Genomic DNA, 24618 nt, shown 5'->3' with positions numbered 1-24618 from the left:
ATTGAAAGAAAAGGGTGGACTTCGTTCCCTAGCAGAACCAAGACCACCCTACGGAATTTTGAGGGGTCAAATTATACGCTAAATTCTCAGCATTGGCTATGAAACAAGCGGGTTAATTTGTAGAAAAATTTGCAAATTATGTATCAATAAGCACCTTGACGCTTTAGCACAATATTCACGGTTTTGGCTAAAATCACCATATCATTCCATAGCGACCAGTTTTTGACATACCAAGCATCTAAATAAACACGTGTGGCATAATCTATATCATTACGCCCACTAACCTGCCATAAACCAGATAATCCTGGGCGAACCATCTGATAATAAATAATATCGTCACCGTAATATTTAAGTTCTTGGCGTGTTACAGGCCTAGGCCCAACAAGGCTCATATCCCCTTTTAACACATTCCATAACTGAGGCAATTCATCCAAACTAGTTTTACGTAAGAAATGACCAATTTGTGTAATTCTCGGATCGTTTTTTAATTTAAACTCTTTCTTCCATTGCTTACGCGCTTCTTTATCTTTTTCTAGTAGCGCTCTTAACACTTCTTGTGAATTAGGTACCATCGTACGAAATTTATAACACTTAAATACATTACGATTGCGCCCTACTCGAACTTGGTTATATACCGCAGAACCGCCATCCTTTTTAATAATTAGCCATATTCCTAAAAAAAGTGGAGAAAGAAAAACTAAGAGCAAACTAGACACGATAATATCAAAAGTCCGTTTAACAAAACGTGTTGAGCGCTTGGCTAAATTATTCGGAATCCGCAAAACAATAGTTTCTGAACTAAAAAAGTGAGAAACCTCTGCCCCATAAAGCGGAATGCCTTGCAAGGAAGGAATGATAGATACATTACGGAAATTCAGGCGAGATAGCTTCTTTACCCAATAAGCCAGCAACTCCGCCTCATCATGCTCTAATGCAATAAAGATTTTCTCAAATTTTCCTATTTGCTTAAAAAATTGTTGCTCGGTGATAAACTCCAAATCTTTGGCTAAAAGGCCACAATCTTGTTTTGCAACAAAAGCGGTGACTTGATAACCGAGATTTTTTTCTGCTTGAATCGCTTTATACGCTCTAAAAGCATTCCTGCCCGTACCTATAATGGCACTTGGCATCTCCCACATTCCTTTCAGGCTCAATATTTTTTTACACAGCAAACGGAAAATAGGAAAGCAAACAAAAAGCACGCCATAAACGCTTATCCAGGTTTCAAGTGGTTCCGGAACTTTTGCAAAAACCAGTAATGCCAAATTAGCCAATGAAATAACAAAAAGCGTGAAGAAAAGATCTCTTAACTCATCCCAAAAAGGTTTACGATAGGTGTAATGTCGATAAACCACCCATAAAATGCCAATACTGGCTAGCATGGCAAGTAAAAAAGAACCCGCGCGATAAATAGAACCTTTAATTTCCAAAATATCATTAGAAAAATCATTTAATGGAGAAAGCCAGTAACCCACAGAGATCGAGAAAATATAAGAGAAAAAGTCTGTACCAATAAGGCTAAGCTTATTGATAAAAGGCGCTGAACGATAAGTTTTTACCATATTATTTCCCTTGTTAACTCTGCATACGATTTTATATGCTTTTGCACTTTTGCAAGAAGCACATAAAATTTCACCGCTTGTAAATTATTTAACACTCAAATATCCGCGGTGATATGAACCATCTAACACACGGCTCCACCATTTTTTGTTATTCAAATACCATTCTACTGTTTTACGAATACCTGATTCAAATGTCTCTTTTGGTTTCCAGCTTAATTCATGTTCAATTTTTGTGATATCAAGCGCATAACGCAAATCGTGGCCTGGTCGATCTTTGACATACGAAATTAAATCTTCATATTTCGCCACATTTTTAGGCTTATTTGGTGCAAGCTCTTCTAACAAATGACAAATTGCAAGTACGACATCAATATTCGCTTTTTCATTTTTCCCACCAATATTGTAAGTCTCGCCAACGTTTCCTTCCGTGACAACTTTATATAGTGCTTGTGCATGATCATCTACAAATAGCCAATCTCGTCTTTGTAGGCCATTACCATATATTGGTAGTGGCTTTCCAGCTAAAGCATTTAAGATCATCAAAGGAATTAATTTTTCAGGGAACTGGAAAGCCCCGTAATTATTTGAACTATTCGTAACAATAATTGGTAAACCATAAGTTCGAGCCCATGCTCGCACTAAATGGTCGCTTGATGCCTTAGAAGCCGAATAGGGGCTGCTTGGGGAATAAGGAGAAGTTTCGGTAAATAAACTATCTTGTAGGGCTAAATCGCCATAAACCTCATCCGTTGAAATATGATGAAAGCGAAATGCCATTTTTCTCTCATCACTCAAATTATCCCAATATACACGAGCAGCCTCTAATAACGTATAAGTGCCTACAATGTTTGTCTCAATAAATACCGCTGAGCCATCAATAGAGCGATCAACATGACTTTCTGCCGCTAAATGCATAATTGCATCAGGTTGGTGTTGTTCTAATACTCGAGACAATTCTTTTATATTACAAATATCTACTTGCTCAAAAGCATAACGCGGATTGTTTTTAACCGACTCTAAAGAATCTAAATTGCTCGCATAGGTTAATTTATCAACATTGACTACGCTATCTTGTGTGTTTTCGATAATATAACGAATTACAGCAGAACCGATAAAACCAGCCCCACCTGTAATTAACAATTTTTTAGGCATTTTATTTCTTTCTATTTTTTAACTATTCTGCGCTTAATCATACCAAACGCTTTTTTCAATAAATTCTCTCCCTCTAAATTTACTACAGGAAGAAACTTCACATTCAATTGATTATGTAGCACCCAAACATTAAACAAACGTTCTGCAATAAACCCAAAGACCCTTTTTTGATAATTATCATACTGAGTAATATCTAGGCGCTTCTCTAATTCAAACAAAATAGAGAAAAGCCAGAGGCAGTATTCTGATGCTTTTTCTGATGACATTACAAACATATTGTATAGATGAAGTTTACGACCTTGCATCACGGTATCAAAACTCTTTAAATATTCAGGTTGCAATTCAGTGATAACTGTCCTTGTTATATCAAGATCTTTGATATGATGTGCATGTTGGTAATGAGAGTAAATTGATTCGATAAAATAATTCCGTTTTCTCGGTAAAATTACATCACATTTATCTAAAATGCTTAACAGCTCTGACTCTGAAGCAATTTGTTTTTTTTTCAAATATAATGCTTTACCCGAAAAATAGCGGCGATAATGTACCAACCCAACATATTGATTATTTTCAAACACACCGTTTTTCCAAGCCCAATAAAGCCCGGTAAGTTCACAAAAACTACTGTTTTTCTCAGCAATATTTATACCTGAATTATCTTGGTAAAAGTCCTCATTTTTTAGACCGCTTGCAACACCCCCTACAAACAGCGGACGATAACATGCTGAATGAGGAAATTCATAGTCTTTATGCGTAATCACTAATACAGTAAGCTTTTGCATATTATTTTAAGTAATCCTTATGATGAGAGAAGTCCCTCATTATGCCATGAAAAATTCCTCTGGCAGCGATACTCAATTTAGAAAAACTAGGTTTGGTCAATGAATAGAACCATAAAACTTTAAATATAAATGCCAAAACATGCAAATAGCCACTATATTTTTTATGATTGGATATAGCATTTCTACACATGCAATAAAGTTTCAACTTCGATGGTGTATCGTTAAAATGTAGTTTATTAAAAAACATCGGCGTACCTAATGATTCATCTTTAGGATGATAAAAATAAGCATCTACAATAGAAGCAATGTCTACACCATATTTTTTCATTCTTGCCGTGTATTCCATATCATCCCCCCAAATAAAATACTCTTTTAAAGGGAAACCGACCTTTTCAACCACTTTCGATGAAAGCAGAATACCGTTAAATGGAATAACTATACCGTCTATTTTTTCTTTGATTTCTAATGCTCTCAGATCAGCTAACGTATCTAACCTTTTCAAGGTTGAAGGTAGTCGCATCGGAAAACAAAATTTATTGGGTTGTTTAATATCAAGCACTAATGGGCCTAAATAATTATTTTCTGTCGCAAATGGGAATAATCTCGCTAAACAATCATTCGCAGGAACACCATCATCATCCATTAGCCAAATATAATCAAAGCCATGCTCAAAAGCATACTTGATTCCCTCATGGAATCCGCCTGCCCCTCCCATATTTTCGGGCAAGGTGATCAAAGTAAAAGCATCATTATTTGTCCAACCATGCTCACCTAAAAAATCAGCTGTGCCATCAGTACTGGTATTATCAATCACCACAATATGAGTTAAAGGATGTGTTTGGGCTTTCAGTGCATTTAAACAATTTAATAATAATGCTTTGCGGTTAAATGTCACAACCACTGCACAAATTGATTTTTCAGTATGCATAATTGACTCAATTTTATTTAAACAAAAGCCATACACGAAATCGTATATGGCTTGATGATAGGCTCGCTATACTTAATCCATATTCACATAGAATGGTTTAAGTGCGGTCTGTTTTTCTAATGATTCTTTTACAACATCAGCTGTTTCTAAAGCTTCTTTAATCGTCACATCCATATCTAAATAACGATAAGTACCTAAACGACCGACGAAAGTAACTTGCGTTTCCTTGTTCGCTTTTTCAACATATTGTTGTAAAAGAGCTTTATCTTTCACTAAACGAATCGGGTAATACGGAATATCATTTTCACCACATAGACGGCTAAATTCACGATAACAAATTGTTTTCTCGTGTTGTTCCCATGGTGCAAAGTGTTTATGTTCTGAAATACGAGTATATGGTACTTCTTCATCACCGTAGTTAATTACTGCATTACCTTGGAAATCGCCTTCATCTCGGAATGCTTCGAAATCTAAGGTACGATAACCTAAGCGACCTAACTCAAATCCGAAGTACGCATCTAAAGGACCCGACCAGAAAATATGATCAAATTCTGCCTTCATCGATTCAGCAAATGGCGTATTTAAACGCACTTCAATATTTTCATGATCTAAAATCGCTTCCACAATCTGTGTATATCCCTCTTTCGGCATACCTTGGAATTTATGTGCAAAGTAGTTATCGTCATAGTTAAAGCGCACAGGTAAACGTTTTAAAATGCTTGCCGGTAACTCTTTTGGCTCAACACCCCATTGTTTCTTGGTGTAACCATAGAAAAACGCTTTATACAAATCCTTACCAACAAAACGCATCGCTTGCTCTTCAAAAGTTTGCGGATCAGTAATAGACAAATCTGCTTGCGCCTCAATTAAAGCTTTTGCCTCTTTCGGTGAGCACGTTTTGCCAAAGAATTGGTTAATCGTATGCAAGTTAATTGGGAGAGAATACACCGCACCTTGACTAATTGTTTTTACACGATTAACAAATGGCATAAACTCACCAAAATTGTTCACATAAGTCCATACTCGCTCATTATCAGTATGGAAAATATGTGGGCCATAAACATGCACCATTACATTTGTTTCAGCATCACGTTCAGAGTGACAGTTACCTGCTACATGGCTACGAGAATCGATAACAACCGTTTTATAACCTTTCTCTGCTAATTCGCGAGCGATAACGGCATTGGAGAAACCTGCGCCGACTAATAAAAATTTCATAAATACTTACCTTTTATTTATCTTGCTTGAATTGTTTTTTCCAAAATTCTGCACTGGTTAACTCATCATAAGATGATTGATACTCTTTTTTAAGAGAATCATAATTCTTATATAAATTAAACGCAGCTTTAGTATATCTAATTAAATAACTAAAGAATTTTTTCTTATCATGCTCAAGAATAAATCCCTTTTGAGTTGGCCAATGGATATAAAGCACCTTATTATAGCGATAAACTTCTCTTAAATTACCGCCAAATCCTTTAGGTTGCCACACCATACCTTTTTTAAAGAATACTTTTGGTAAAATATGCCCATTTAATGTAGCCCAACGGAATAATCGAGCAAGACGTCCTTCTTCTGGTTTTCCCCAAATAACATTGGACGAAACCTCATAAGGAATATCTATAACTTTTTCAGCAGAAATTATTTTTTGAATTTCAGGTCGTCTTTCAGACATACTAACATTCTGTTCCCAAAAAGACTTTCCTTTCATTACATCTTCCATCGCTAAAATAGAAGCCAATGCTGTTTCATATTGATATGACAATAGATTTTTTAAGCACATTCTAGCGGTTGTTTTTATCACATCTTTTGCATTTCCTCGAACCAAATTATGTAAATAATGCATAATGTGATAACGAGTATCTAAATAATGTGGTAATGGTCCATTTTTTAATGAGAAATCTTCTTGCCATGAAGAAATACCATTTAATGTTAAAATTTTAAAATCATGAACTAGGCTAAATCCCGAATCATCTCCACGCACAAAATAAGGGAAAGCATAATGTTTTACTTCTGATAATGGAAATGCAAAGAACCACCAACCACCATAATCAATATGTTCTTCTTGTTCATTGATTAATAAAGAATTAACCTCTCTTAGATCTAGATTTGGTTTAACCGCTTTACAGACGCCATCAAATTTTGCCCCATTTTCAAATTGACGGAACATTTCTGCCTCTCTAAGCATCGCCCCTGCTAATGCAGTCTTATGATCTAAAGCATGCTCTAAGAAAGATATTGTACGCTTAATACCCTCAACCTCACACGAAGCATCATCATCCATAAACAAACAGTGAGTATAACTACCGCTTTCCTTAAGATGCATTAAACCTCGAGTGAAACCACCTGAACCACCTAAATTTTCATTAGGAATGATAGTTACATTTTCAATTTCTGGTAAATTTTGGCTATTATCAACAATATATAAATCAACCTTATTATTAAATTCAGGTTCTTTTAATAATTGGTTATTTAATCGCTCAACGGCTGGCAATACAAAATTCTGACGATTAAAATGAGTAATGACAATTCCTAATTTTATAACATTTTGAGTATTGCACTCTGTTAAATAAGAGAAATCCATCACTTCCGCATCAGAGAAAGCTTCAATATCAAAAGAAAGCATCCCATCTTCAATATTTTCCCAAAAAGGAAGTTGAATATGCAATGTTGTTACTTCATCACTATCAAGATATTCTTCACTCAAAATTCGGTCACTAAAATGCAACTGTTTTAAATTCCAAACAATCTTTATTTTACCTTTAAATTTAATTAAAAATTGAAGGCTATCAACATTAGTATGTCTTTTCCACTTACCAACACTAATACTATTAAAATAAGTATCTGTAGAAAAAACACCAAACTTAGCCAACTTTAATATACGATTATTTATATCTAAATCTACAAATTCGTTATATCTAAAATATAACTCCGTTTGCGAACATAATGAAAAACTAGGAAATACCGCTCTTTGTAAAGTATGCATAAATATACCTGTATTAAATACTGTTATTTTGTACTAAAAAACTAAAATTTATCTGTCATATAGTGGAATTACATCTTCCGCTTTACCTATTGCCTTCACAACACCTTTATCAATCCAAATAACATTCTGACAAAGCTCTTTAACTTGGTCGATAGAGTGAGAAACAAATAAAAGCGTTGTGCCACCAGCCAACATTTTTTCCATCCGTTGCTTACATTTTTCTTGGAATGCTGCATCACCTACAGCCAATACTTCATCCACAATTAAAATTTCTGGCTTCACTATCGTTGCCACTGCAAAGCCTAACCGTGCTGCCATTCCTGATGAAAAGTTTTTAAGTGGCACATCCACAAAATCTTGCAGTTCCGCAAACTCAATAATTTCATCAAAATGCTGCTCCATAAAAGCTTTCTTATGCCCAAGCAGAGCACCATTGAGATAGATATTCTCTCTTGCAGTAAGTTCGCCATCAAAACCTGCACCTAGCTCAATCAACGGTGCAATATTACCGTGTACTTCTACCGTACCTTTATAGGGTTTTAAAATACCACAAATGAGTTTTAGAAGCGTTGACTTACCTGAACCATTGGTACCAATTAGCCCCCACGATTCGCCTTTCTTTACTTCAAGATTTACATCTCTTAATGCTAAAAACTCTTGGAACATAAGTTCGCCCTTTAGCATCTTAATCACATACTCTTTTAAGCCATTGTATTGTTCGGTTGCTTTATTAAAACGAACGGTAGCATTAGTGACTTTAATAACAGTTTCTGTATTCATTAGATATATAAAATAAACTCGTCTTGTTTTTTATTAAAATACCAAGCACCTAAAATCAAAAATCCAAAAGCGACAATAAATCCAACTAGCATGGAATTAAAATCTGGTGCTTTAGCGTATAACACAATATCTCGGAATTGCTCAATATAACGATACATTGGGTTTAAATTCATATATGCCCAACGATATTCTTCTGGAATGATGTTTACTGGATAAAACAAGGGAGTTAGATACATCCACATGGAAGTAAACACTCCCCAAAGATATTGAATATCTCGGAAGAAAACTGTTGCTGCCGCTAAAAATAAACTAATACCTAAGCTAAAAATCAGCACTTGCAAGATAATAATAGGAAAGTATAAAAGGTTCCAAGAAAACTCAGCACCAGTAAAAACCATCACTAGCACTAAGGCGCCCAAAGAAAAGACAAGATTAACTAATGAGCTTCCTACTTTAGAAAGGGTAAAAATATATTTCGGTACATAGGTTTTTTTAAGCAATGAAGCATTTCCAGTAATAGACCAAACTGCATTATTGGTTGCCTCAATCATAAAATTGAACATTGTTTGACCGGCAATCATATAAAGTGGAAAGTTTGGAATATCAAAACGAAATATGTTTGAGAAAACAACCACTAACACCATCATTAACATTAGTGGATTTAAAATACTCCACAAATAACCCAGATAGCTTCGTCTATATTTAAGTTTTACATCGCGAATAACTAGCTGCTTAAGTAGCTCATCAAAAGCCAAAAAACGCTGAAACCCACTTACAATTGTCTTCATTATTTACATCACTTTTTATATAAAATAGAGGAATATCATATCAATTTTTCATCTTCTTGCCAAAAGATTTAAGGTCAACTCTTCTTACTTGCGCTCTTGCTCAACAACCTATATTAGGGGATAATATACTAATTATCTCTATTTTTGAGGAACAACATGAACGACATCCAAGTTCCGCTAATCTTTACTGATGCAGCGGCCAAAAAGGTGAAAAGTTTAATTGAAGGGGAAGATAACCCTAACCTCCGTTTACGTGTGTATATTACCGGTGGGGGTTGCAGTGGATTCCAATATGGTTTTACCTTTGACGATCAAATCAACGATGGTGATCTCACTATCGAAAACCAAAATGTGGGTTTGGTGGTTGATCCGATGAGCTTACAATACTTAATCGGTGGAACAGTCGATTATACCGAAGGATTAGATGGATCACGTTTTGTGGTGCAAAATCCAAATGCGAGTTCAACCTGCGGTTGCGGTTCTTCTTTCAGCATTTAAACTGGGATAAACAAATAGCCCGCTTGTGTTTACAAGCGGGCTATTTTTATGGATTTTTTGCAAAGACCTAATTACACGTTAAAACGGAAGTGCATTACATCGCCATCTTGCACAATATAATCTTTTCCTTCTAAGCGCCATTTTCCAGCTTCTTTCGCACCGTTCTCGCCTTTAAATTGAATAAAGTCATCATAAGCAATCACTTCAGCACGAATAAAGCCACGCTCAAAATCGGTATGAATGACTGCTGCCGCTTTCGGTGCTGTTGCACCAATAGACACTGTCCATGCGCGAACTTCTTTTACACCTGCCGTAAAGTAGGTTTGTAAGTTTAATAATTTATAACCTGCACGGATTACACGGTTTAAACCTGGCTCTTCAATGCCTAAGTCTTGTAAGAACTCGATTTTTTCATCATCTTCTAGCTCAGCAATTTCTGCTTCAATAGCTGCACAAACGGGTACAACAACTGCATTTTCTTTTGCCGCAATTTCACACACACGATCAAGATATGGGTTATTTTCAAAACCATCTTCGTTCACGTTTGCAATGTACATGGTTGGTTTTAAAGTTAAGAAGTTATAACCTTTAATTGCATGTAGCTCATCTTTGTCTAAATCTATTGAACGAATCATGCCGCCAGCTTCTAAGGTTGGCAGAATTTTCTCCATGATAGAAAGCTCAAATTTAGCATCTTTATCGCCACCTTTTGCGCGTTTCTGTAAACGTTGAATTGCACGTTCACAACTATCTAAATCAGCAAGCGCTAATTCAGTGTTGATGACTTCAATATCATCTGCGGGATCAATTTTGCCTGAAACGTGAACGATATCGTCATTTTCAAAACAACGCACCACATGCCCAATTGCATCCGTTTCACGAATATTTGCTAAGAATTTGTTTCCCAGCCCTTCGCCTTTGCTTGCCCCTGCTACTAAACCTGCAATATCTACAAACTCCATCGTAGTTGGTAATACACGTTCTGGTTTTACAATTTCCGCTAATGCATCTAAGCGCGGATCTGGCATTGGCACTACACCAGTATTTGGTTCAATCGTACAAAACGGATAGTTTGCTGCTTCAATACCCGCTTTCGTTAATGCATTAAAAAGTGTTGATTTACCTACATTTGGTAAACCGACGATTCCACATTTAAATCCCATTTTTATTCCTATCTCATTAAAATAAAAGTTTACGATTAGGCTTTAAAGCCATTTAATTGGTTGGTTGCTTTAGTCACGCCATCTTTGAACCAAATATCCATTGCTCGAGCGGCTTCATTTACTGCTGCATCCATTTTTTCTTGATCTGCACTTGGCGCTTTACCTAATACATAACCTGCAACCAATTCTTTTGAACCCGGGTGATCAATACCGATTCTGATTCGATAAAAATTATTACGATTACCTAATGCTGCAATAATATCTTTTAAACCGTTGTGACCACCGTGTCCGCCACCTTGTTTAATTTTTGCAACACCACATGGTAAATCTAGCTCATCATGTGCAACCACAATTTCCTCTGGTTGAATGCGAAAGAAATTGGCTAATGCTCCGACAGATTTTCCGCTTAAATTCATAAAGGTTGTCGGCACTAATAACCAAAATTCGCCTTGTGCTGTATTGATTTTGGCGGTTTTACCAAAATACTTGCTATTCTCGCTGAGTTGAACGCGGTAAGCATCCGCTAGCTTTTGAATTAACCATTCGCCAGCATTATGGCGGGTCGACTCATATTTCGCCCCCGGATTTGCTAACCCAACAATCAATTTAATTTGCGACACACTTGCCTCTCTTGCGCCTAAAAATAGGCTATTGTAGAGAAAAAGCGCACTTTCTACAAGGAATTGTCAGCAATTCAGTTGTTAGAAAATTTACTTTATTTTTGAAGATTATTTATGAATGATTACTCCAATATTGCTATAATTCATAACCTGTGATTTATGATAATAAAAAGGATTCCCTATGAAAAAATATGCTTTAACCAACGCTGTCATTTATACCGGTGAAAAAGTCCTTTACGAACACGCGGTTGTGATTGAAAACGGCCTTATACAAGCGGTCATTTTAGAGAAAGATCTTGCAAAAGAGATGCCTACGGTTGACTTAGACGGCGCGAATCTTTCAGCAGGATTTATCGACTTGCAACTTAATGGCTGTGGTGGTGTGATGTTTAATGAAGATATTAGCGTAAACACCTTAGAAATTATGCAAGCGACTAATTTAAAATCTGGCACCACTAGCTACCTACCGACTTTTATTACCTCCCCCGATGAAGGCATGAAACAAGCCGTTGCAGTCATGCGTGAATACCTTTCCAAACATCAAAACCAAGCTTTAGGACTACACTTAGAAGGCCCTTATTTAAGCGTTGCGAAAAAAGGTGTGCATCGTCCCGAATACATTCGTGAAATCTCACCAGAAATGTTAGATTTTCTCTGTCAAAACGGAGATGTGATTACCAAATTAACTGTTGCTGCCGAAAATCCAACGGCTGAATATATTTCACGCTTTATTCAAGCAGGTATTATTGTTTCTATCGGGCACTCTAATGCGACTTATGAACAAGCTAAACAACGTTTTGCTGAAGGCGCGAGTTTTGCGACACACTTACACAATGCAATGTCACCAATTAGCTCTGGTCGAGAAATGGGGGTTGTTGGTGCAGTGTTAGATAGTGATGTTTACACAGGCATTATTTGTGATGGGCTACACGTACACTGGGGCAATATTCGTTTAGCGAAAAAAGCTAAAGGCGATAAATTAGTGGTCGTTACTGATGCTACTGCTGCAGCGGGTGCAGATATTAGTGAATTTATCTTTGTAGGCAAAAAAGTGACCGTTAAAGAAGGAAAATGCTACGATGAATTCGGCGCCTTAGGTGGGGCTTCTGTGACCATGATTGAATCAATTCAAAACCTAATTCATCACACCGATTTAAGCCTTGATGAAATTTTAAGAATGTGTACGCTTTACCCAGCCAAAGCGATTGGTGTAGATGATAAACTGGGCTCAATAGCGGTCGGAAAAGTGGCAAATCTTGCAATTTTTGATCAGCAGTTTAAAGTCAAAGCGACGGCTGTTAACGGCGAATTACAATGGCATTAAGCTAATAAAAAGAAAGGTTTGAGCATAACCATTTGCTCAAACCTTTTAATTATTTTGTGCTTAGCATCGGATTTTCGAATGCGAGTACTTTTTTCTCAATTTGGCGTAAAACTAGCGTCATCACACCAGTTATCACTAAATAAATCGCACCAGCCAAACCGAAAATCGCTAAAGCATTATATTCTGTCCCATTTAGCTGCTTCGCATATCCCATAATATCTAAAATCGTAATGGTCGAAGCAAGCGAAGTGCCTTTAAAGACCAAGATAATTTCATTGCTATAGGATGGCAATGCTCGGCGAAGCGCGTAAGGCACTAGAATTTTTAGCGTTTGTAACCGACTTAAGCCTAATGCAGCACAAGTTTCCCACTGCCCTTTTGGAATAGCTTTCACTGCACCATGGAAAAGTTGGGTAGAATACGCGGCACTATTGAGTGCTAGGGCAAGCGCTGCGCAAAACCACGCATCAGAGAACAAATGCCAAAACGGGCTATCTACTAACCATTGGAACTGACCCGGCCCATGGTAAATTAAGAAAAATTGTACCAACAGCGGCGTACCCGTAAAGAGTGTTAAATAACCATTAACAATCGCTTTAAACCAGCGATTTTCCATGGATAACACAAAGGTAAATCCAATCGCCATTAAAAAGGCAATCACTAACGAAACAGCTGTCAAACCTAAACTGGTTGGAATGCCTTGTGCAATCACGGAGAAGTATTCTTCAAACATTAAGCCTCTCCTCTTTCAAAGCGGGTAAAACGCAGTTCTAAGCGACGAATAATCGCTTGGCTAATTAAAGTAATCGCTAAATAGATCAGTGCAGCAAAACCATACCAAGTAAATGGTTGGTGCTCGTTTGTGTTAATCAATTCAGTTTGGCGCATTAAATCACTCACACCAATGAGAGAAATTAACGCCGTATCTTTCAGTAACACTAACCATTGATTACTTAACCCTGGTAAAGCATGGCGCCAAACCTGTGGCAAAATAATCTGCACAAATGTATGGGCTTTAGGTAGTCCTAGCGCGGCGGCACTTTCCCATTGTCCTTTTGGAATGGCTTGAATCGCACCACGGAGCGATTGAGAGGCATAAGAGGCAAAAATCAAAGACAATGCCCATACCCCGCACCAAAAGGCGCTGAATTCTACAAATTCCCCTGTTAGCATTTCAACTAAATTAGAAGAACCATAGAACACTAAAAACACCATCAAAATTTCAGGTAAGCCGCGTAAAAGCGAAAAAAATACTGATGCCGGCAAACGTACACAACGCCATTTACTGCCTTCTAATACCGCAAAAATAATCGCAAGCAGCATCCCCACAATCAGGGATGCTACCGCCAACCCTAAAGTCATTAGGGTGGCATGATAAATTAGCGGCAAATACTCAACAAAGTTCATCTTATTTATTTGTCATCCATTTATCATAGATTTTTTGATATTCGCCATTTGCTTTAATTGTTGCTAAACCTTTGTTAAGTTCAGCCACTAATTCCGCATTGGATTTATTCACAGCAATACCTAAACCGTTACCAAAGTATTTTGGATTAGTCACTTTCTCACCTACGAAAGCTAAACCCGCTTCTTTGCTTAACATATCTGCTAATACTGCTGTATCACCAAAAATTAAATCAATACGACCATTTTTTAAATCTAAAACTGCATCTTGTAATGAAGCATAAGCCTTCGGTGCATATTGTTTACCTTCAGCAACAACATATTGTTGAAAGGTTGTACCGTTTTGCACACCCACATTTTTTGCACTCGTTAAATCGACTTTATCTTTCACACCAATAAAGCTGGCTGAACTATCGTAATACGCATCAGAGAAAAGTACTTGTTTGCTACGCGCTTCGGTAATATCCATTGCAGAAATCACTGCATCAACACGTTTTTGTTTGATCGCTTGCACTAAACCATCAAAAGCTTGACCAGAATAGCTACAAGTCGCTTGAATTTCCTTACAAATTGCATTCGCAATATCCACATCAAAGCCGATAATTTCCCCTTTTTGATCGGTAAATTCAAACGGTGGATAGCTTGGCTCCATCGCAAATTTGATTTCTTTAGCTTGCACGCTAGAAAATGCTGTTAAAACTAATGCTGAAAGGGTAAGTAATTTTTTCATGTTAATAATCCTTAATGTAAATGCATAATTTATTCGGAATGAGAAAGATAATTTGCAAAAGCTGCTGTTTTTGGATGCTCAAAACAATCTGCGCCACCTTGCTCAATCACTTTTCCACGTTCCATATAGACCACTTTATTCGCTACCTTACGCGCAACGCCGACTTCGTGAGTCACAATAACTTGCGTAATTCCGGTATGTTGCAATTCTTTAATAATCTCAACCACTTGCGCGGTAATTTCTGGATCGAGCGCCGCGGTTGGTTCATCAAACAACAATACTTGCGGCTGCATCATCAACGCACGCGCAATTGCCACACGTTGCTGCTGACCACCTGAAAGTTGGAGCGGGAATCGATCAGCAAATTCTGCTAAACGTAAACGAGCCAAATGCCCTTTTGCCTGCTCAATTGCTTCACTTTTTGATAAACCCAATACTTTCATTGGTGCTTCAATGAGGTTTTCTAATACGGTTAAGTGATTCCATAAATGGTATTGCTGGAACACCATTCCTACTTCACGGCGTAATAATGCGACTTCTTTTGCATTTGTCTTACCGTTTAAGTTGAATTTATGCTGAGCAATCTCTAACACACCAGATTGCGGGACTTCTAATAAATTTAAAGTACGAATTAAGGTACTTTTTCCTGCGCCAGAAGGCCCAAGCAATACAACAGTATCGCCTTTTTCAATGTTTAAGTTGATATCAAACAAGGCTTGGCTATTGCCATAAAAGAAATTGACATCACTGATACGAATTGCCATTCGTGTTGATTCCTATATTATTAAAACTGAATGAATATTAAATTTTTGTGCATAAATATGCAAACTGTTTTTATTTTATTACTTGAAAATGTTTTAGTCCAGTAAAAAAATATGCAATTTTTATGCAAGCGGTCAAATTTTTATAATGATTTACCAATCGCTGCTATCGGTTGATGATTCTTCCGTTAATTTCGCCTATACTGTCAACCTTTTCGAATTTACCTTTCCTCAACAATTATGTTTAAAAAACTTTCTGCCTTCCTTATCCTTTGCCTATTTTCAGGCTTTGCACTGGCAGGCTTATTTGATAAAAAACCTACATTCTTAAAAAGTGAAGAAGCGTTTGCGCTGACGACACAACACCAAGCCAATGAACTACAACTCCATTGGCAAATTGCTGATGGCTACTACCTTTATCAAAAAGAAGTAAAAGTTAGCGGGCAAGATGTCAAACTGGGTGAAATTCACTTTCCGCAGGCTGAAAGCTATCAAGATGAATTTTTTGGCGAAGTTGAAATTTACCGCAACCAGCTGCAATTAAATGTACCATTTAGTGAAGCTAATGAAAAAAGCCAAGTAGAAATTCGTTATCAAGGCTGTACGCACGGCTTTTGCTATCCGCCTGAAACGATTAGTGTGTCTTTATCTGGCAACAGCCAACCTATGCAAGCGGTCAATTCTGTAGAAAAAATTGCAAATACTAATGCGCCGCAAGCAGAGCAAAATCAACTGGCAGATAATTTAGCCAAAAATCAATTAGCTGTCTTTTGGTTCTTCTTATTAGGTGTCGGTTTAGCTTTTACGCCATGCGTATTGCCTATGTTACCGCTACTTTCTGCAATTGTTATCGGGCAAAAAGATCGCCCGAACAGTTTACGTGCTTTGTTATTAAGCTTTAGCTATGTACAAGGGATGGCGGTCACTTATACTTTATTAGGCTTATTAGTTGCAGCGATTGGCTTACCATTCCAAATTGCGCTACAAAGTCCTGCGGTGCTCATTGCGTTATCTGTGCTATTTACCTTGCTTGCGGCTTCTATGTTCGGTTTATTTGAAATTCGCTTACCTAATAGCTGGCAACAAAAATTAAATAGCCTTAGCCAAAAACAAAGTGGTGGCGCATTTGGTGGTGTATTTGTAATGGGAATGATTGCAGGCTTAGTTGCCTCACCTTGTACTTCTGCGCCGCTTTCTGGTGCACTACTTTATGTGGCGCAGAATGGCGATCTGTTTACGGGTGGATTAGCACTTTATTTACTTGCGCTTGGTATGGGAACGCCATTAGTCCTAATTACGCTATTTGGCAATAAAATCTTACCAAAATCTGGCGACTGGCTGCTTAAAGTGAAAACCGCTTTTGGTTTTGTGATGTTAGCTTTACCGGTATTTTTACTTTCTCGCGTACTGCCTGCACATTATGAAGCACTCATGTGGTCGGCGTTAGCAATGGTATTCTTGGGTTGGCTGATTAGCGTGATTCCAGCACAAGGTTTATTTAAACAAGCGGTCAGAATTGGGTTATTTTTTGCATTTGCAGTTTCAGCTTATCCTGTTGGCCAACTCATTTGGCAAGCACCACAAACACAACAGAACGAGACAACACATGTCACCTTTGAGAAAGTGAGCTCTTTAGCTGAACTCAATGAAAAACTTGCAACAGCTAAAGGCAAAAAAGTGATGCTTGATCTCTATGCTGATTGGTGTGTTGCTTGTAAAGAGTTTGAAAAATATACTTTCAGTGATGCGGCCGTACAGCGAAAATTAGCAGAAATGGTTGTACTACAAATGGATATGACCAAAAATTCAGCTGAAAATAGCGCCTTGATGCAACATTTCCAAATTCTTGGTTTACCAACAATTCTCTTTTTTGATGAAAACGGGAATGAACAAACCAATGCTCGCATTACTGGTTTTTTAGAAGCTTCAGCTTTTTTAAATTGGCTAAATCAACATTAATCTTGCTAAATGCAAATATAAAAAAACCTGAATACCAACGTATTCAGGTTTTCTTTTTTCTCTAAAAGATTATTTAGATTCAACTGAGCTTTTTACTTCAGCTGCTTTCTCAGTTACAGCTTCTTTTGCTTCTGTCGCTTTCTCTACCGCAGCATCTTTTATTTCTACTGCTTTGTCAGTTGCAGCTTCTTTTACTTCAGCCGCTTTTTCTACCGCAGCATCTTTCATTTCTACTGCTTTGTTAGTTGCAGCTTCTTTTACTTCAGCCGCTTTCGCTACTGCTGCATCTTTCATTTCTACTGCTTTGTCAGTTGCAGCTTCTTTTACTTCAGCGACTGCAGCTTGTGTTTTATCCGCCGCTTTTTGTGCGTTATCACAAGCGGTTAACGCTAATGCAGAACCAAAAACAAGGGCTAATAATGATTTTTTCATGATAGAACTCCATTAAAGAATGTATATGTAAGATGTGTTTAGTTAGTCTACACCTACAAAATAAAAGTTCAAATAAAAATGGGCAATTTCTTGCCCATTTCATCTTATGCATCTAATGTTGCAACTCTCGGTGCTGTATATACATGGCTCACTGCACTTGTGTGGCCACCATATCCTTTACCATGGAAGTAATAGCGTGAATGTTTCCATTCAGTAATCTCAAATGCATCTTCCATTGCTTCAGGCGCTTTCGCTTGTGTCATTTGCGCTTTGGTATGCTCTACGCGAGAGAATGTCCCAATTTTACCGTTAAAGGTATATTCACTTTGATAAGTTGATTGTGGAACAACAATAGCAATCGGCGCACTTTCTTCCGCTTGTGCCTGTGTTGGCTGTGCCTTATAGCGCTGTGTACGAGCATGTCTTTCTTTCACTAAATCGCGATCTGAATGCTGGCTGACTACTGCACCAAACGGCACAACTTGCTCAACAGTTTTACTCGGTTTACTTTCTACTGAAGGCTGCTCTGCTTCATGATGAGCACGTTCGTGTTTTTCTTTGACTAAATCACGATCTGAATGCTGGCTAACTACCGCACCAAATGGCACCGTAGAAGTTGCCGATTTATTCGGGTGCGCTCTTACAACTTCAGGCTGAACTAATTCAACTTGTTCAGCTTGTGGTGCTTGATTTTGTTGCTCCAACATTTCATCTACAGACAAGAAGCGAGATTTTTCTTGAGATGCTGCTTTTTGTCCCTTCACGTTAATTGATAACAAAATCTTACCGCTTGCAGCTTCAGGTGAAACCACCGCTGCCGCTAATGCCATCGCTTTCACTTGGCGATTATCGCGATTTTGACGGCGTTGATTACCTACACGTAAATGACGAGGTAAACGACGTTGACGTCCATTTTCACGATTTTCCGCATTTTCGTTATTTTCAAAGACTGTTTCAGTTGCTGGCTCATTGCCTACAAGCGGTCGAATTGGCGCCTCATTTTGCAATTTCTCTGCTTGAACTGGTTTTTCAGTGACAACTGGCGCATCAACTTTCTCAACTGCTACTACAGGTACTACAGACACATCATTTTCCACACGTACTTTTTTACGTAAATCACGACGTTGACGACGCTCTGCCACTTGTTGAGATTTTTGCTCAGGGAGCTCTGAACTACCCGCTGTTTCTTCAACAATTTGGCGACGAGGCTGTTTTGTTTTTTCAACCTTAACTTCCTCTTTCACCTCTTGCGATAATGCAGGAGTTTGACGACGCTCTTGACGATTATTACGTTGACGATTATTTCTACGCTCACGTGTTGGGCGTTTTTTCGCTGCCGGTTTTTCTTCTGCTTTTTCTGGTTCAGAAGCAAATAATGATTTCAACTTCGCAACAATACGACTAAAGAGCGAAGGTTTTTCGGCTTCGGTCGGCATTGGCGCTGGTTGAATATTCAACGCACTGCTATTTAACACAGATTCAACTGTAATAACCGGCTCATTACGGCTCACTAACGCTTCTTCTGCCGTTGCCGTATGATTATGGCTGGTAAAGACATCATCTTCATCACGCGCGGCATAGTGTTTCGCTAAATCGTAACTTAAGGTTGGTAGAATTTCATTTTCACGTAAACGATACACAGCAAAATGTGGTGTTTCCATACTTTCGCTTGGAACCACTAGCACGTTGACATCGTGACGACTTTCAATGCTAGAAATCGCTTTACGTTTTTCATTGAGCAAGTAAGAAGCCACTTCCACTGGCACAATAGCGTGAATTTGAGCTGAATTTTCTTTAATCGCTTCTTCTTCTACTAAACGTAAGATAGAAAGCGCAATAGATTCATTATCACGGACTTTACCTGTACCTTGACAACGTGGACAAATGTGGCTTGAAGCTTCGCTTAATGACGGACTTAAACGCTGACGGCTCATTTCTAATAAGCCAAAGCGAGAAATACGTGCAAATTGAATACGCGCACGGTCTTGACGAGTCGCTTCACGCAGGCGATTTTCTACCTCACGCTGATGGCGTACTGGTGTCATATCAATAAAGTCGATAACAATTAAGCCACCTAAGTCACGTAAACGTAACTGACGCGCAATTTCATCCGCCGCTTCTAGGTTAGTATTTAATGCGGTTTCCTCAATATCTCCACCACGCGTTGAGCGTGAAGAGTTAATATCAATTGCGGTTAATGCTTCAGTGACATCAATAACGATTGAACCGCCAGAAGGCAAGCGGACTTCGCGTTGGAACGCAGATTCAATTTGTGATTCAATTTGATAATGGCTGAAAAGTGGCACTTCACCTTCGTATAAACGCACGCGGTTAATGAAATCCGGACGAACTAAACGAATGTGATTTTTGGCTTTTTCAAAAACTTTTTTGTTATCAATCAGAATTTCACCAATATCACGACGCAAATAATCACGAATCGCTCGGACAATTACATCACTTTCTTGGTGAATTAAAAACGGTGCCGCACGAGATTCTGCTGCCGTTTTAATCGCTTCCCAATGGTGTAATAAAACTTTTAAGTCCCATTGTAGCTCTTCTGGTGATTTACCCACACCAGCAGTACGCACGATTAAACCCACGTCTTCCGGCACATCAAGACAATCTAATGCCTCTTTCAGTTCTAAACGCTCATCGCCTTCAATACGGCGAGAAATTCCACCAGCACGAGGATTATTCGGCATTAAAACTAAATAACTACCCGCCAAAGAAATGAAAGTGGTTAAGGCTGCCCCTTTATTACCACGCTCTTCCTTATTGACTTGTACAATGACTTCTTGCCCTTCTTTGATAATATCTTTGATATTCGGGCGACCGCTAAATACATAACCTTGCGGGAAATATTCGCGAGAAATTTCTTTTAATGGTAAAAAACCGTGACGCTCTGCACCATAGTCCACAAATGCGGCTTCAAGGCTTGGCTCAACACGAGTAATTTTCCCTTTATAAATGTTTGATTTCTTTTGTTCATGACCTGGCGATTCAATATCTAGATCAAATAAACGCTGCCCATCAACTAAGGCAACACGCAACTCTTCTTTTTGAGTTGCATTAATTAACATACGTTTCATTGTGTTTCTCTTATTTCATTTTTTATTGTTTGAGAGCTTAGCGCGGCCTGCTTATTGCATATTGGGCAATCATCCCGATTGTCTCTGCGCTAATACCTGTTAAGTTTCGTCTTACGTTAGATTCTTCTTGTCTCGAATAAACTGCGAAAGCGGCTTGCCTAATGCGCAAGCGGTCGTTTTTTGCCGAAATTTTACTCATTTTATAACAATTTCCAGCAGAAAAATAACGAGTCATTATGGCTTTTAAATCAAGGAAAAGCAAGGCGATTCTTTATAATTACCTTGCGCCAAATTTGCAGAAAAACGAAGCAAAATCTTCATGAATTTTCAACAAGTTCGTGTTATGCTTTAAATGAAAATCGCACTAATTTCATGGAGTTTTTATGAAAAAATCTTATCTCGCCTTATTTGCAGCCTCTATTTTTTTACTAGCTGGCTGTAATGAAAAGGAAACCCAGGCACTAACTGAGAAATTACAGAAAGCTGAACAAACCATCACGCAATTAAATCAGGACTTAGCTAAATCTCAGCAAGATTTCACCGTTTATAAAGCTGAAACAGATCAAAAACTTGCCGATTTAGAAAAAACAAAAAATGCTTTCCCTGCATTAAAAGTCGAAATTGAGCCTCTCTTTTCTAAATCACAAAAAGTAAAACCAAAAGAGCAAACCTATTTTGAAGAAGGGCAAGTCAACTATTTTATTAGCATTCCTAAAACCGGTTTTGAATGGTTAGATAATTTAGTCATTCGTAAACTATGGCTTGATTACTCGCCTGAAGATGCAAAACAAGACCCAGACAAAGTGACAGGTAATGAGAAAGCGCAATTACTCAAAGCCTTTGAAAAAGATTTTAATGACTCACTAGCTGAAGTGAGAGATGGGCCAGTTAGCGGTATGGAAGTCAGCGCTGAACTTCGCTACTTAGGACAACGCGATAATATTGTTAGCTTCTCAGTTTTCAATTATAGCTTCAGCGGCGGTGCTCACGGTTTATTTGCGACTACTTACATCAATATTGATGTTGATAAGAAATCAATTATTACCCTAGATAAACTGATGACCAAAGCCAACCAAACTAAAGCGAAAGCATTATTATGGGATGCCTATTTACTTGAAAGCCCAGTAGACGAAAACGGTAAACGAGAGCCTTTCACCGCTAAAGCGGATTTTGATATCAGTAACCAGTTCTACTTTACCAACGATGGAATTGTTTTCTCTTATGCACCATATGAGCTTGGGCCATTTGCTGAGGGCGAAAAAACGTTAACGCTACCATGGTATGAAGTGAATAACTTAATTGCAAAAGAATATCAACGTACCAAAAAAGATGGCTTTGATTTAATTCCTTCATCAGATTTACGTTAATCCAACTCTCCAAAAGCACAAAATCATTTTTGTGCTTTTTTTCTATTTATTTAAATATCCATAAAAAAATTATAGTCAATTGGTAAAACTTTGATAAAATACGACCGCTTGAATCATCCATAAAAAATAAAGGGGATAAATTTATGTTAAAAAGAACACTATTAAGTGCAGCACTACTAACTGCTGCAAGCGCACAAGCAAATGTATTAACAACAATTAAACCACTTGGTTTTATTGCTGCCGCAATTACCGACGGTGTAACTGAAACGGAAGTATTACTTCCTGTTAGCGCATCACCACACGATTACAGCCTAAAACCTTCCGATGCGAGCAAATTACAATCAGCCGATTTAGTCGTTTGGGTTGGCGGTGGAATGGAATCGTTCTTAACCAAAAGCGTAAACAACCTAGATAGCCAAAAAGTCTTAACATTAGGTAAAGTACCAGCAATCAAAACGCTCGTTGATGCAACGCACAAAGAAGATCACGATCATGACCATGAGCATGGGCATGAACACGGACATGATGAGCACCATCATCACGAACATGCGCACGACCATGATGGCCACGATCACAGCAGAGACTGGCACATTTGGCTTTCTTCAGACATTGCCATTTTAAGTGCTGAACAAATTGCTGAAAAATTAACAGCACAATATCCAGATAAAAAAGCCAAAATCGAAGAAAACTTAGCCAAATTTAAAACGAATGTGGCGGATAAAGTGGCACACTTAAAAACCCAACTCGCGCCAGTTAAAGGCAAAGGATTCTATACATTCCATGAAGCCTACGGTTATTTTGAAAGCCTTTATGAGCTTAAATCACTTGGTTCATTTACAATCAATCCAACTGTAGCACCAGGTGCAAAAACACTAGGCAAAATCAAAGCGGATATTAAAGAACATAAAGCTGCTTGTTTATTTGCAGAACCACAATTCACACCAAAAGTGGTTGAAAGTTTAAGTAAAGGTACTCAGACCAAAGTTGGACAACTTGACCCACTTGGTGCAAAAATTGAACTTGGCCCAGATGCTTATCCGCAATTCCTACAAAGCATGGCAGATGAATTTAGTCAGTGTTTAAAATAATCAATAGACTAACGTTAGCCAAATAACATACAAGCGGTCAGATTCTGCAAAAATTTTGCGAAATCTGGCCGCTTGTTAATCTGCGCATAAAAAGTTAGATATGTTAGGAATCTATCCCAGATTCTTGTATTTAACTAGCTTACAAATACCACAATCCTACTTGATGACCAGTTTAATCATTTCTAAACGAGATTGATAAGAATAAAACATAATCTGCACTTCAAATTCGGTGTCCTAATTTTTAAGTGCAGATCAATTTTGGAAGCAGGCTATTTAATTACGTTACCATCTAATGCTACATTAAATGCTTTTCCGCCTTTAACCCCTGGCATGATGACCTGAGGGCTATCGAAGTTACAAGTTTTATCTTTAAGCATATCGCACGGTAGGGCACAAAGCGACGGTGCTGGGCTTGGTTCACAAGATGAGCCTCCTTTTGCTTGGCAATTCTCAACTGCCATTGCTTTTGCGTGCTCAGGGATAATACTATTTCCAAAGTAATCTCTCAAACCGCTACTATCTCTACCGCTAGCTAGCCCTAAACACATATTACTTATGCCAATCGCTAATTGGCAGTCTTTACCACCATACTCTTGACATTGTTTTAGTGCATCTTGTTTGGCTTGCTCAAGCGTGCTATAGGCGGCATCTGAAGCCCACATCATTTGATTTATTTCTGGAGAGCGAGCAATAGCTGCCCATAATCTAGGTTTAATTTTGCGTTTTTTTAGTTCTTCTGGTGTAGCAATTTTTACTGCTTCTTGATACTCACCACAACCAAATTCTTTTTCAATGTCACCAAACCCGGTGGCATCTCTAATAGATGTGATTTTATGGTTTGCATCTGTAAATACATAAGTCCATGTATGACCGCCAGTATAGACTTTTTCGGTTGTCAGAAAGATTGTTCTAGAATTTCTGCCAACCTCATAGGTTTGTAAATCATAAAGAGCAAGTCGATAAGCGTGAATATAACTTTTTTCATTGTCTTTAAAGCATTGATAAGATTCATCTGGTAAACGTTTTCGAGCAAAAAACTCATAGTCTTCTTTACCATGCCAGTATAAAGTGTCTAATGGGTTATACATTGTTGAGCAACTTGTTAAAAAGGTTGCAAGTGCAGCCAAACAAATTAGTTTAATCTTATGAGAGCGCATGATACATTTCCTTACTAAAAGAGTATACTTTAGTAAAATAATATAGTG

At 37.9% G+C, this 24618-nt stretch carries 22 protein-coding genes; 5 read left to right on the top strand and 17 right to left on the bottom strand.

Annotated elements, in window-relative coordinates; genetic code table 11:
- Positions 1-143: 143 nt before the first annotated feature.
- The 8 genes from wbaP to HMPREF1128_RS01055 all read right to left on the bottom strand — a co-directional run bounded on the left by wbaP (position 144) and on the right by HMPREF1128_RS01055 (position 8978).
- Positions 144-1562: an undecaprenyl-phosphate galactose phosphotransferase WbaP gene (gene wbaP / locus HMPREF1128_RS01090; RefSeq protein ID WP_007523321.1), complete on the bottom strand. Its 1419-nt coding sequence runs from the start codon at positions 1560-1562 to the stop codon at positions 144-146.
- A gap of 84 nt (positions 1563-1646) precedes the next feature.
- Positions 1647-2714, bottom strand: a complete 1068-nt coding sequence (rfbB, locus tag HMPREF1128_RS01085; protein WP_007523351.1) for a dTDP-glucose 4,6-dehydratase — start codon at positions 2712-2714, stop codon at positions 1647-1649.
- An 11-nt stretch (positions 2715-2725) separates the two neighbouring features.
- The gene (locus HMPREF1128_RS01080; RefSeq protein WP_007523382.1) at positions 2726-3496 is read right to left on the bottom strand and encodes a DUF4422 domain-containing protein; all 771 of its coding nucleotides are present in this window, start codon (positions 3494-3496) and stop codon (positions 2726-2728) included.
- A gap of 1 nt (position 3497) precedes the next feature.
- On the bottom strand, positions 3498-4424 hold the full coding sequence (locus HMPREF1128_RS01075; protein ID WP_007523335.1) for a glycosyltransferase family 2 protein: 927 nt from the start codon (positions 4422-4424) through the stop codon (positions 3498-3500).
- Positions 4425-4496: 72 nt separating this feature from the next.
- Positions 4497-5642, bottom strand: coding sequence for a UDP-galactopyranose mutase (gene glf, locus HMPREF1128_RS01070; protein ID WP_007523343.1), 1146 nt, complete (start codon positions 5640-5642; stop codon positions 4497-4499).
- 13 nt (positions 5643-5655) lie between these two features.
- Positions 5656-7410 (bottom strand): glycosyltransferase, encoded by a 1755-nt coding sequence (locus tag HMPREF1128_RS01065; RefSeq protein ID WP_010128174.1) that lies wholly within the window; start codon positions 7408-7410, stop codon positions 5656-5658.
- A 48-nt stretch (positions 7411-7458) separates the two neighbouring features.
- Complete coding sequence (locus tag HMPREF1128_RS01060; protein WP_007523306.1) at positions 7459-8190, bottom strand: ABC transporter ATP-binding protein; 732 nt, start codon at positions 8188-8190, stop codon at positions 7459-7461.
- Positions 8190-8978: an ABC transporter permease gene (locus HMPREF1128_RS01055; RefSeq protein ID WP_007523399.1), complete on the bottom strand. Its 789-nt coding sequence runs from the start codon at positions 8976-8978 to the stop codon at positions 8190-8192. The genes HMPREF1128_RS01060 and HMPREF1128_RS01055 overlap by 1 nt, the downstream gene beginning before the upstream one ends.
- Positions 8979-9134: 156 nt before the next feature.
- On the opposite strand from HMPREF1128_RS01055, the gene erpA reads away from it, so the two are divergent.
- The gene (gene erpA, locus HMPREF1128_RS01050) at positions 9135-9476 is read left to right on the top strand and encodes an iron-sulfur cluster insertion protein ErpA (RefSeq protein WP_007523309.1); all 342 of its coding nucleotides are present in this window, start codon (positions 9135-9137) and stop codon (positions 9474-9476) included.
- A gap of 71 nt (positions 9477-9547) precedes the next feature.
- Here erpA and ychF read toward each other — a convergent pair whose 3' ends face one another.
- Positions 9548-10639 (bottom strand): redox-regulated ATPase YchF, encoded by a 1092-nt coding sequence (gene ychF / locus HMPREF1128_RS01045; protein ID WP_007523369.1) that lies wholly within the window; start codon positions 10637-10639, stop codon positions 9548-9550.
- A gap of 35 nt (positions 10640-10674) precedes the next feature.
- Entirely contained in the window at positions 10675-11259 is a 585-nt protein-coding gene (gene pth / locus HMPREF1128_RS01040) for an aminoacyl-tRNA hydrolase (RefSeq protein WP_007523345.1), read from the bottom strand.
- A 181-nt stretch (positions 11260-11440) separates the two neighbouring features.
- Here pth and nagA point away from each other — a divergent pair, with 181 nt between their 5' ends.
- Entirely contained in the window at positions 11441-12583 is a 1143-nt protein-coding gene (gene nagA, locus HMPREF1128_RS01035; RefSeq protein ID WP_007523330.1) for an N-acetylglucosamine-6-phosphate deacetylase, read from the top strand.
- Positions 12584-12632: 49 nt separating this feature from the next.
- Here nagA and artM read toward each other — a convergent pair whose 3' ends face one another.
- The 4 genes from artM to artP are packed head-to-tail and all read right to left on the bottom strand — an operon-like array spanning position 12633 to position 15481.
- Positions 12633-13316, bottom strand: coding sequence for an arginine ABC transporter permease ArtM (gene artM / locus HMPREF1128_RS01030; protein WP_007523348.1), 684 nt, complete (start codon positions 13314-13316; stop codon positions 12633-12635).
- Positions 13316-13990: an arginine ABC transporter permease ArtQ gene (gene artQ / locus HMPREF1128_RS01025; RefSeq protein WP_007523367.1), complete on the bottom strand. Its 675-nt coding sequence runs from the start codon at positions 13988-13990 to the stop codon at positions 13316-13318. The genes artM and artQ overlap by 1 nt, the downstream gene beginning before the upstream one ends.
- Before the next feature lies 1 nt (position 13991).
- A complete protein-coding gene (locus tag HMPREF1128_RS01020) occupies positions 13992-14717 on the bottom strand; it encodes a lysine/arginine/ornithine ABC transporter substrate-binding protein (protein WP_007523403.1) in 726 nt (241 codons plus the stop codon).
- A gap of 29 nt (positions 14718-14746) precedes the next feature.
- Entirely contained in the window at positions 14747-15481 is a 735-nt protein-coding gene (gene artP / locus HMPREF1128_RS01015) for an arginine ABC transporter ATP-binding protein ArtP (RefSeq protein WP_007523332.1), read from the bottom strand.
- A gap of 237 nt (positions 15482-15718) precedes the next feature.
- Between artP and HMPREF1128_RS01010 the strand changes: the two genes are divergently transcribed.
- Positions 15719-17437, top strand: coding sequence for a protein-disulfide reductase DsbD (locus tag HMPREF1128_RS01010; protein ID WP_007523374.1), 1719 nt, complete (start codon positions 15719-15721; stop codon positions 17435-17437).
- A 69-nt stretch (positions 17438-17506) separates the two neighbouring features.
- Here HMPREF1128_RS01010 and HMPREF1128_RS01005 read toward each other — a convergent pair whose 3' ends face one another.
- Both HMPREF1128_RS01005 and rne read right to left on the bottom strand, forming a co-directional pair.
- On the bottom strand, positions 17507-17869 hold the full coding sequence (locus tag HMPREF1128_RS01005) for a hypothetical protein (RefSeq protein WP_007523395.1): 363 nt from the start codon (positions 17867-17869) through the stop codon (positions 17507-17509).
- Between the two features lie 104 nt (positions 17870-17973).
- Positions 17974-20958 carry a ribonuclease E gene (rne, locus tag HMPREF1128_RS01000; RefSeq protein WP_007523355.1) on the bottom strand — a complete coding sequence of 995 codons (2985 nt, stop codon included), beginning with the start codon at positions 20956-20958 and terminating at the stop codon, positions 17974-17976.
- 383 nt (positions 20959-21341) lie between these two features.
- On the opposite strand from rne, the gene HMPREF1128_RS00995 reads away from it, so the two are divergent.
- Entirely contained in the window at positions 21342-22325 is a 984-nt protein-coding gene (locus HMPREF1128_RS00995) for a DUF3298 and DUF4163 domain-containing protein (RefSeq protein WP_007523315.1), read from the top strand.
- 143 nt (positions 22326-22468) lie between these two features.
- Positions 22469-23413 (top strand): zinc ABC transporter substrate-binding protein ZnuA, encoded by a 945-nt coding sequence (gene znuA / locus HMPREF1128_RS00990; RefSeq protein WP_007523397.1) that lies wholly within the window; start codon positions 22469-22471, stop codon positions 23411-23413.
- Between the two features lie 269 nt (positions 23414-23682).
- Here the strand turns inward: znuA and HMPREF1128_RS00985 are convergent, their stop codons facing one another.
- Positions 23683-24570, bottom strand: coding sequence for a DUF4189 domain-containing protein (locus tag HMPREF1128_RS00985; RefSeq protein WP_007523323.1), 888 nt, complete (start codon positions 24568-24570; stop codon positions 23683-23685).
- Positions 24571-24618: the final 48 nt, after the last annotated feature.

Origin of the sequence: Haemophilus sputorum HK 2154 (genome assembly GCF_000287615.1) — a bacterium.
Taxonomy (GTDB): domain Bacteria; phylum Pseudomonadota; class Gammaproteobacteria; order Enterobacterales; family Pasteurellaceae; genus Haemophilus_A; species Haemophilus_A sputorum.
The sequence above is the reverse complement of the archived record's forward strand: the minus strand, read 5'-3'. Positions and strand labels throughout refer to the sequence as shown.

Coding starts and splice junctions, on each gene's coding strand:
- HMPREF1128_RS01005 (WP_007523395.1), bottom strand. CDS start 17,869: ATGAAAAAATCATTATTAGCCCTTGTTTTTGGTTCTGCATTAGCGTTA.
- znuA (WP_007523397.1), top strand. CDS start 22,469: ATGTTAAAAAGAACACTATTAAGTGCAGCACTACTAACTGCTGCAAGC.
- artQ (WP_007523367.1), bottom strand. CDS start 13,990: ATGAACTTTGTTGAGTATTTGCCGCTAATTTATCATGCCACCCTAATG.
- HMPREF1128_RS01055 (WP_007523399.1), bottom strand. CDS start 8,978: ATGAAGACAATTGTAAGTGGGTTTCAGCGTTTTTTGGCTTTTGATGAG.
- wbaP (WP_007523321.1), bottom strand. CDS start 1,562: ATGGTAAAAACTTATCGTTCAGCGCCTTTTATCAATAAGCTTAGCCTT.
- HMPREF1128_RS01065 (WP_010128174.1), bottom strand. CDS start 7,410: ATGCATACTTTACAAAGAGCGGTATTTCCTAGTTTTTCATTATGTTCG.
- artM (WP_007523348.1), bottom strand. CDS start 13,316: ATGTTTGAAGAATACTTCTCCGTGATTGCACAAGGCATTCCAACCAGT.
- rne (WP_007523355.1), bottom strand. CDS start 20,958: ATGAAACGTATGTTAATTAATGCAACTCAAAAAGAAGAGTTGCGTGTT.
- HMPREF1128_RS01075 (WP_007523335.1), bottom strand. CDS start 4,424: ATGCATACTGAAAAATCAATTTGTGCAGTGGTTGTGACATTTAACCGC.
- erpA (WP_007523309.1), top strand. CDS start 9,135: ATGAACGACATCCAAGTTCCGCTAATCTTTACTGATGCAGCGGCCAAA.
- HMPREF1128_RS01080 (WP_007523382.1), bottom strand. CDS start 3,496: ATGCAAAAGCTTACTGTATTAGTGATTACGCATAAAGACTATGAATTT.
- ychF (WP_007523369.1), bottom strand. CDS start 10,639: ATGGGATTTAAATGTGGAATCGTCGGTTTACCAAATGTAGGTAAATCA.
- HMPREF1128_RS01020 (WP_007523403.1), bottom strand. CDS start 14,717: ATGAAAAAATTACTTACCCTTTCAGCATTAGTTTTAACAGCATTTTCT.
- HMPREF1128_RS00985 (WP_007523323.1), bottom strand. CDS start 24,570: ATGCGCTCTCATAAGATTAAACTAATTTGTTTGGCTGCACTTGCAACC.
- artP (WP_007523332.1), bottom strand. CDS start 15,481: ATGGCAATTCGTATCAGTGATGTCAATTTCTTTTATGGCAATAGCCAA.
- nagA (WP_007523330.1), top strand. CDS start 11,441: ATGAAAAAATATGCTTTAACCAACGCTGTCATTTATACCGGTGAAAAA.
- rfbB (WP_007523351.1), bottom strand. CDS start 2,714: ATGCCTAAAAAATTGTTAATTACAGGTGGGGCTGGTTTTATCGGTTCT.
- HMPREF1128_RS01060 (WP_007523306.1), bottom strand. CDS start 8,190: ATGAATACAGAAACTGTTATTAAAGTCACTAATGCTACCGTTCGTTTT.
- HMPREF1128_RS01010 (WP_007523374.1), top strand. CDS start 15,719: ATGTTTAAAAAACTTTCTGCCTTCCTTATCCTTTGCCTATTTTCAGGC.
- HMPREF1128_RS00995 (WP_007523315.1), top strand. CDS start 21,342: ATGAAAAAATCTTATCTCGCCTTATTTGCAGCCTCTATTTTTTTACTA.
- glf (WP_007523343.1), bottom strand. CDS start 5,642: ATGAAATTTTTATTAGTCGGCGCAGGTTTCTCCAATGCCGTTATCGCT.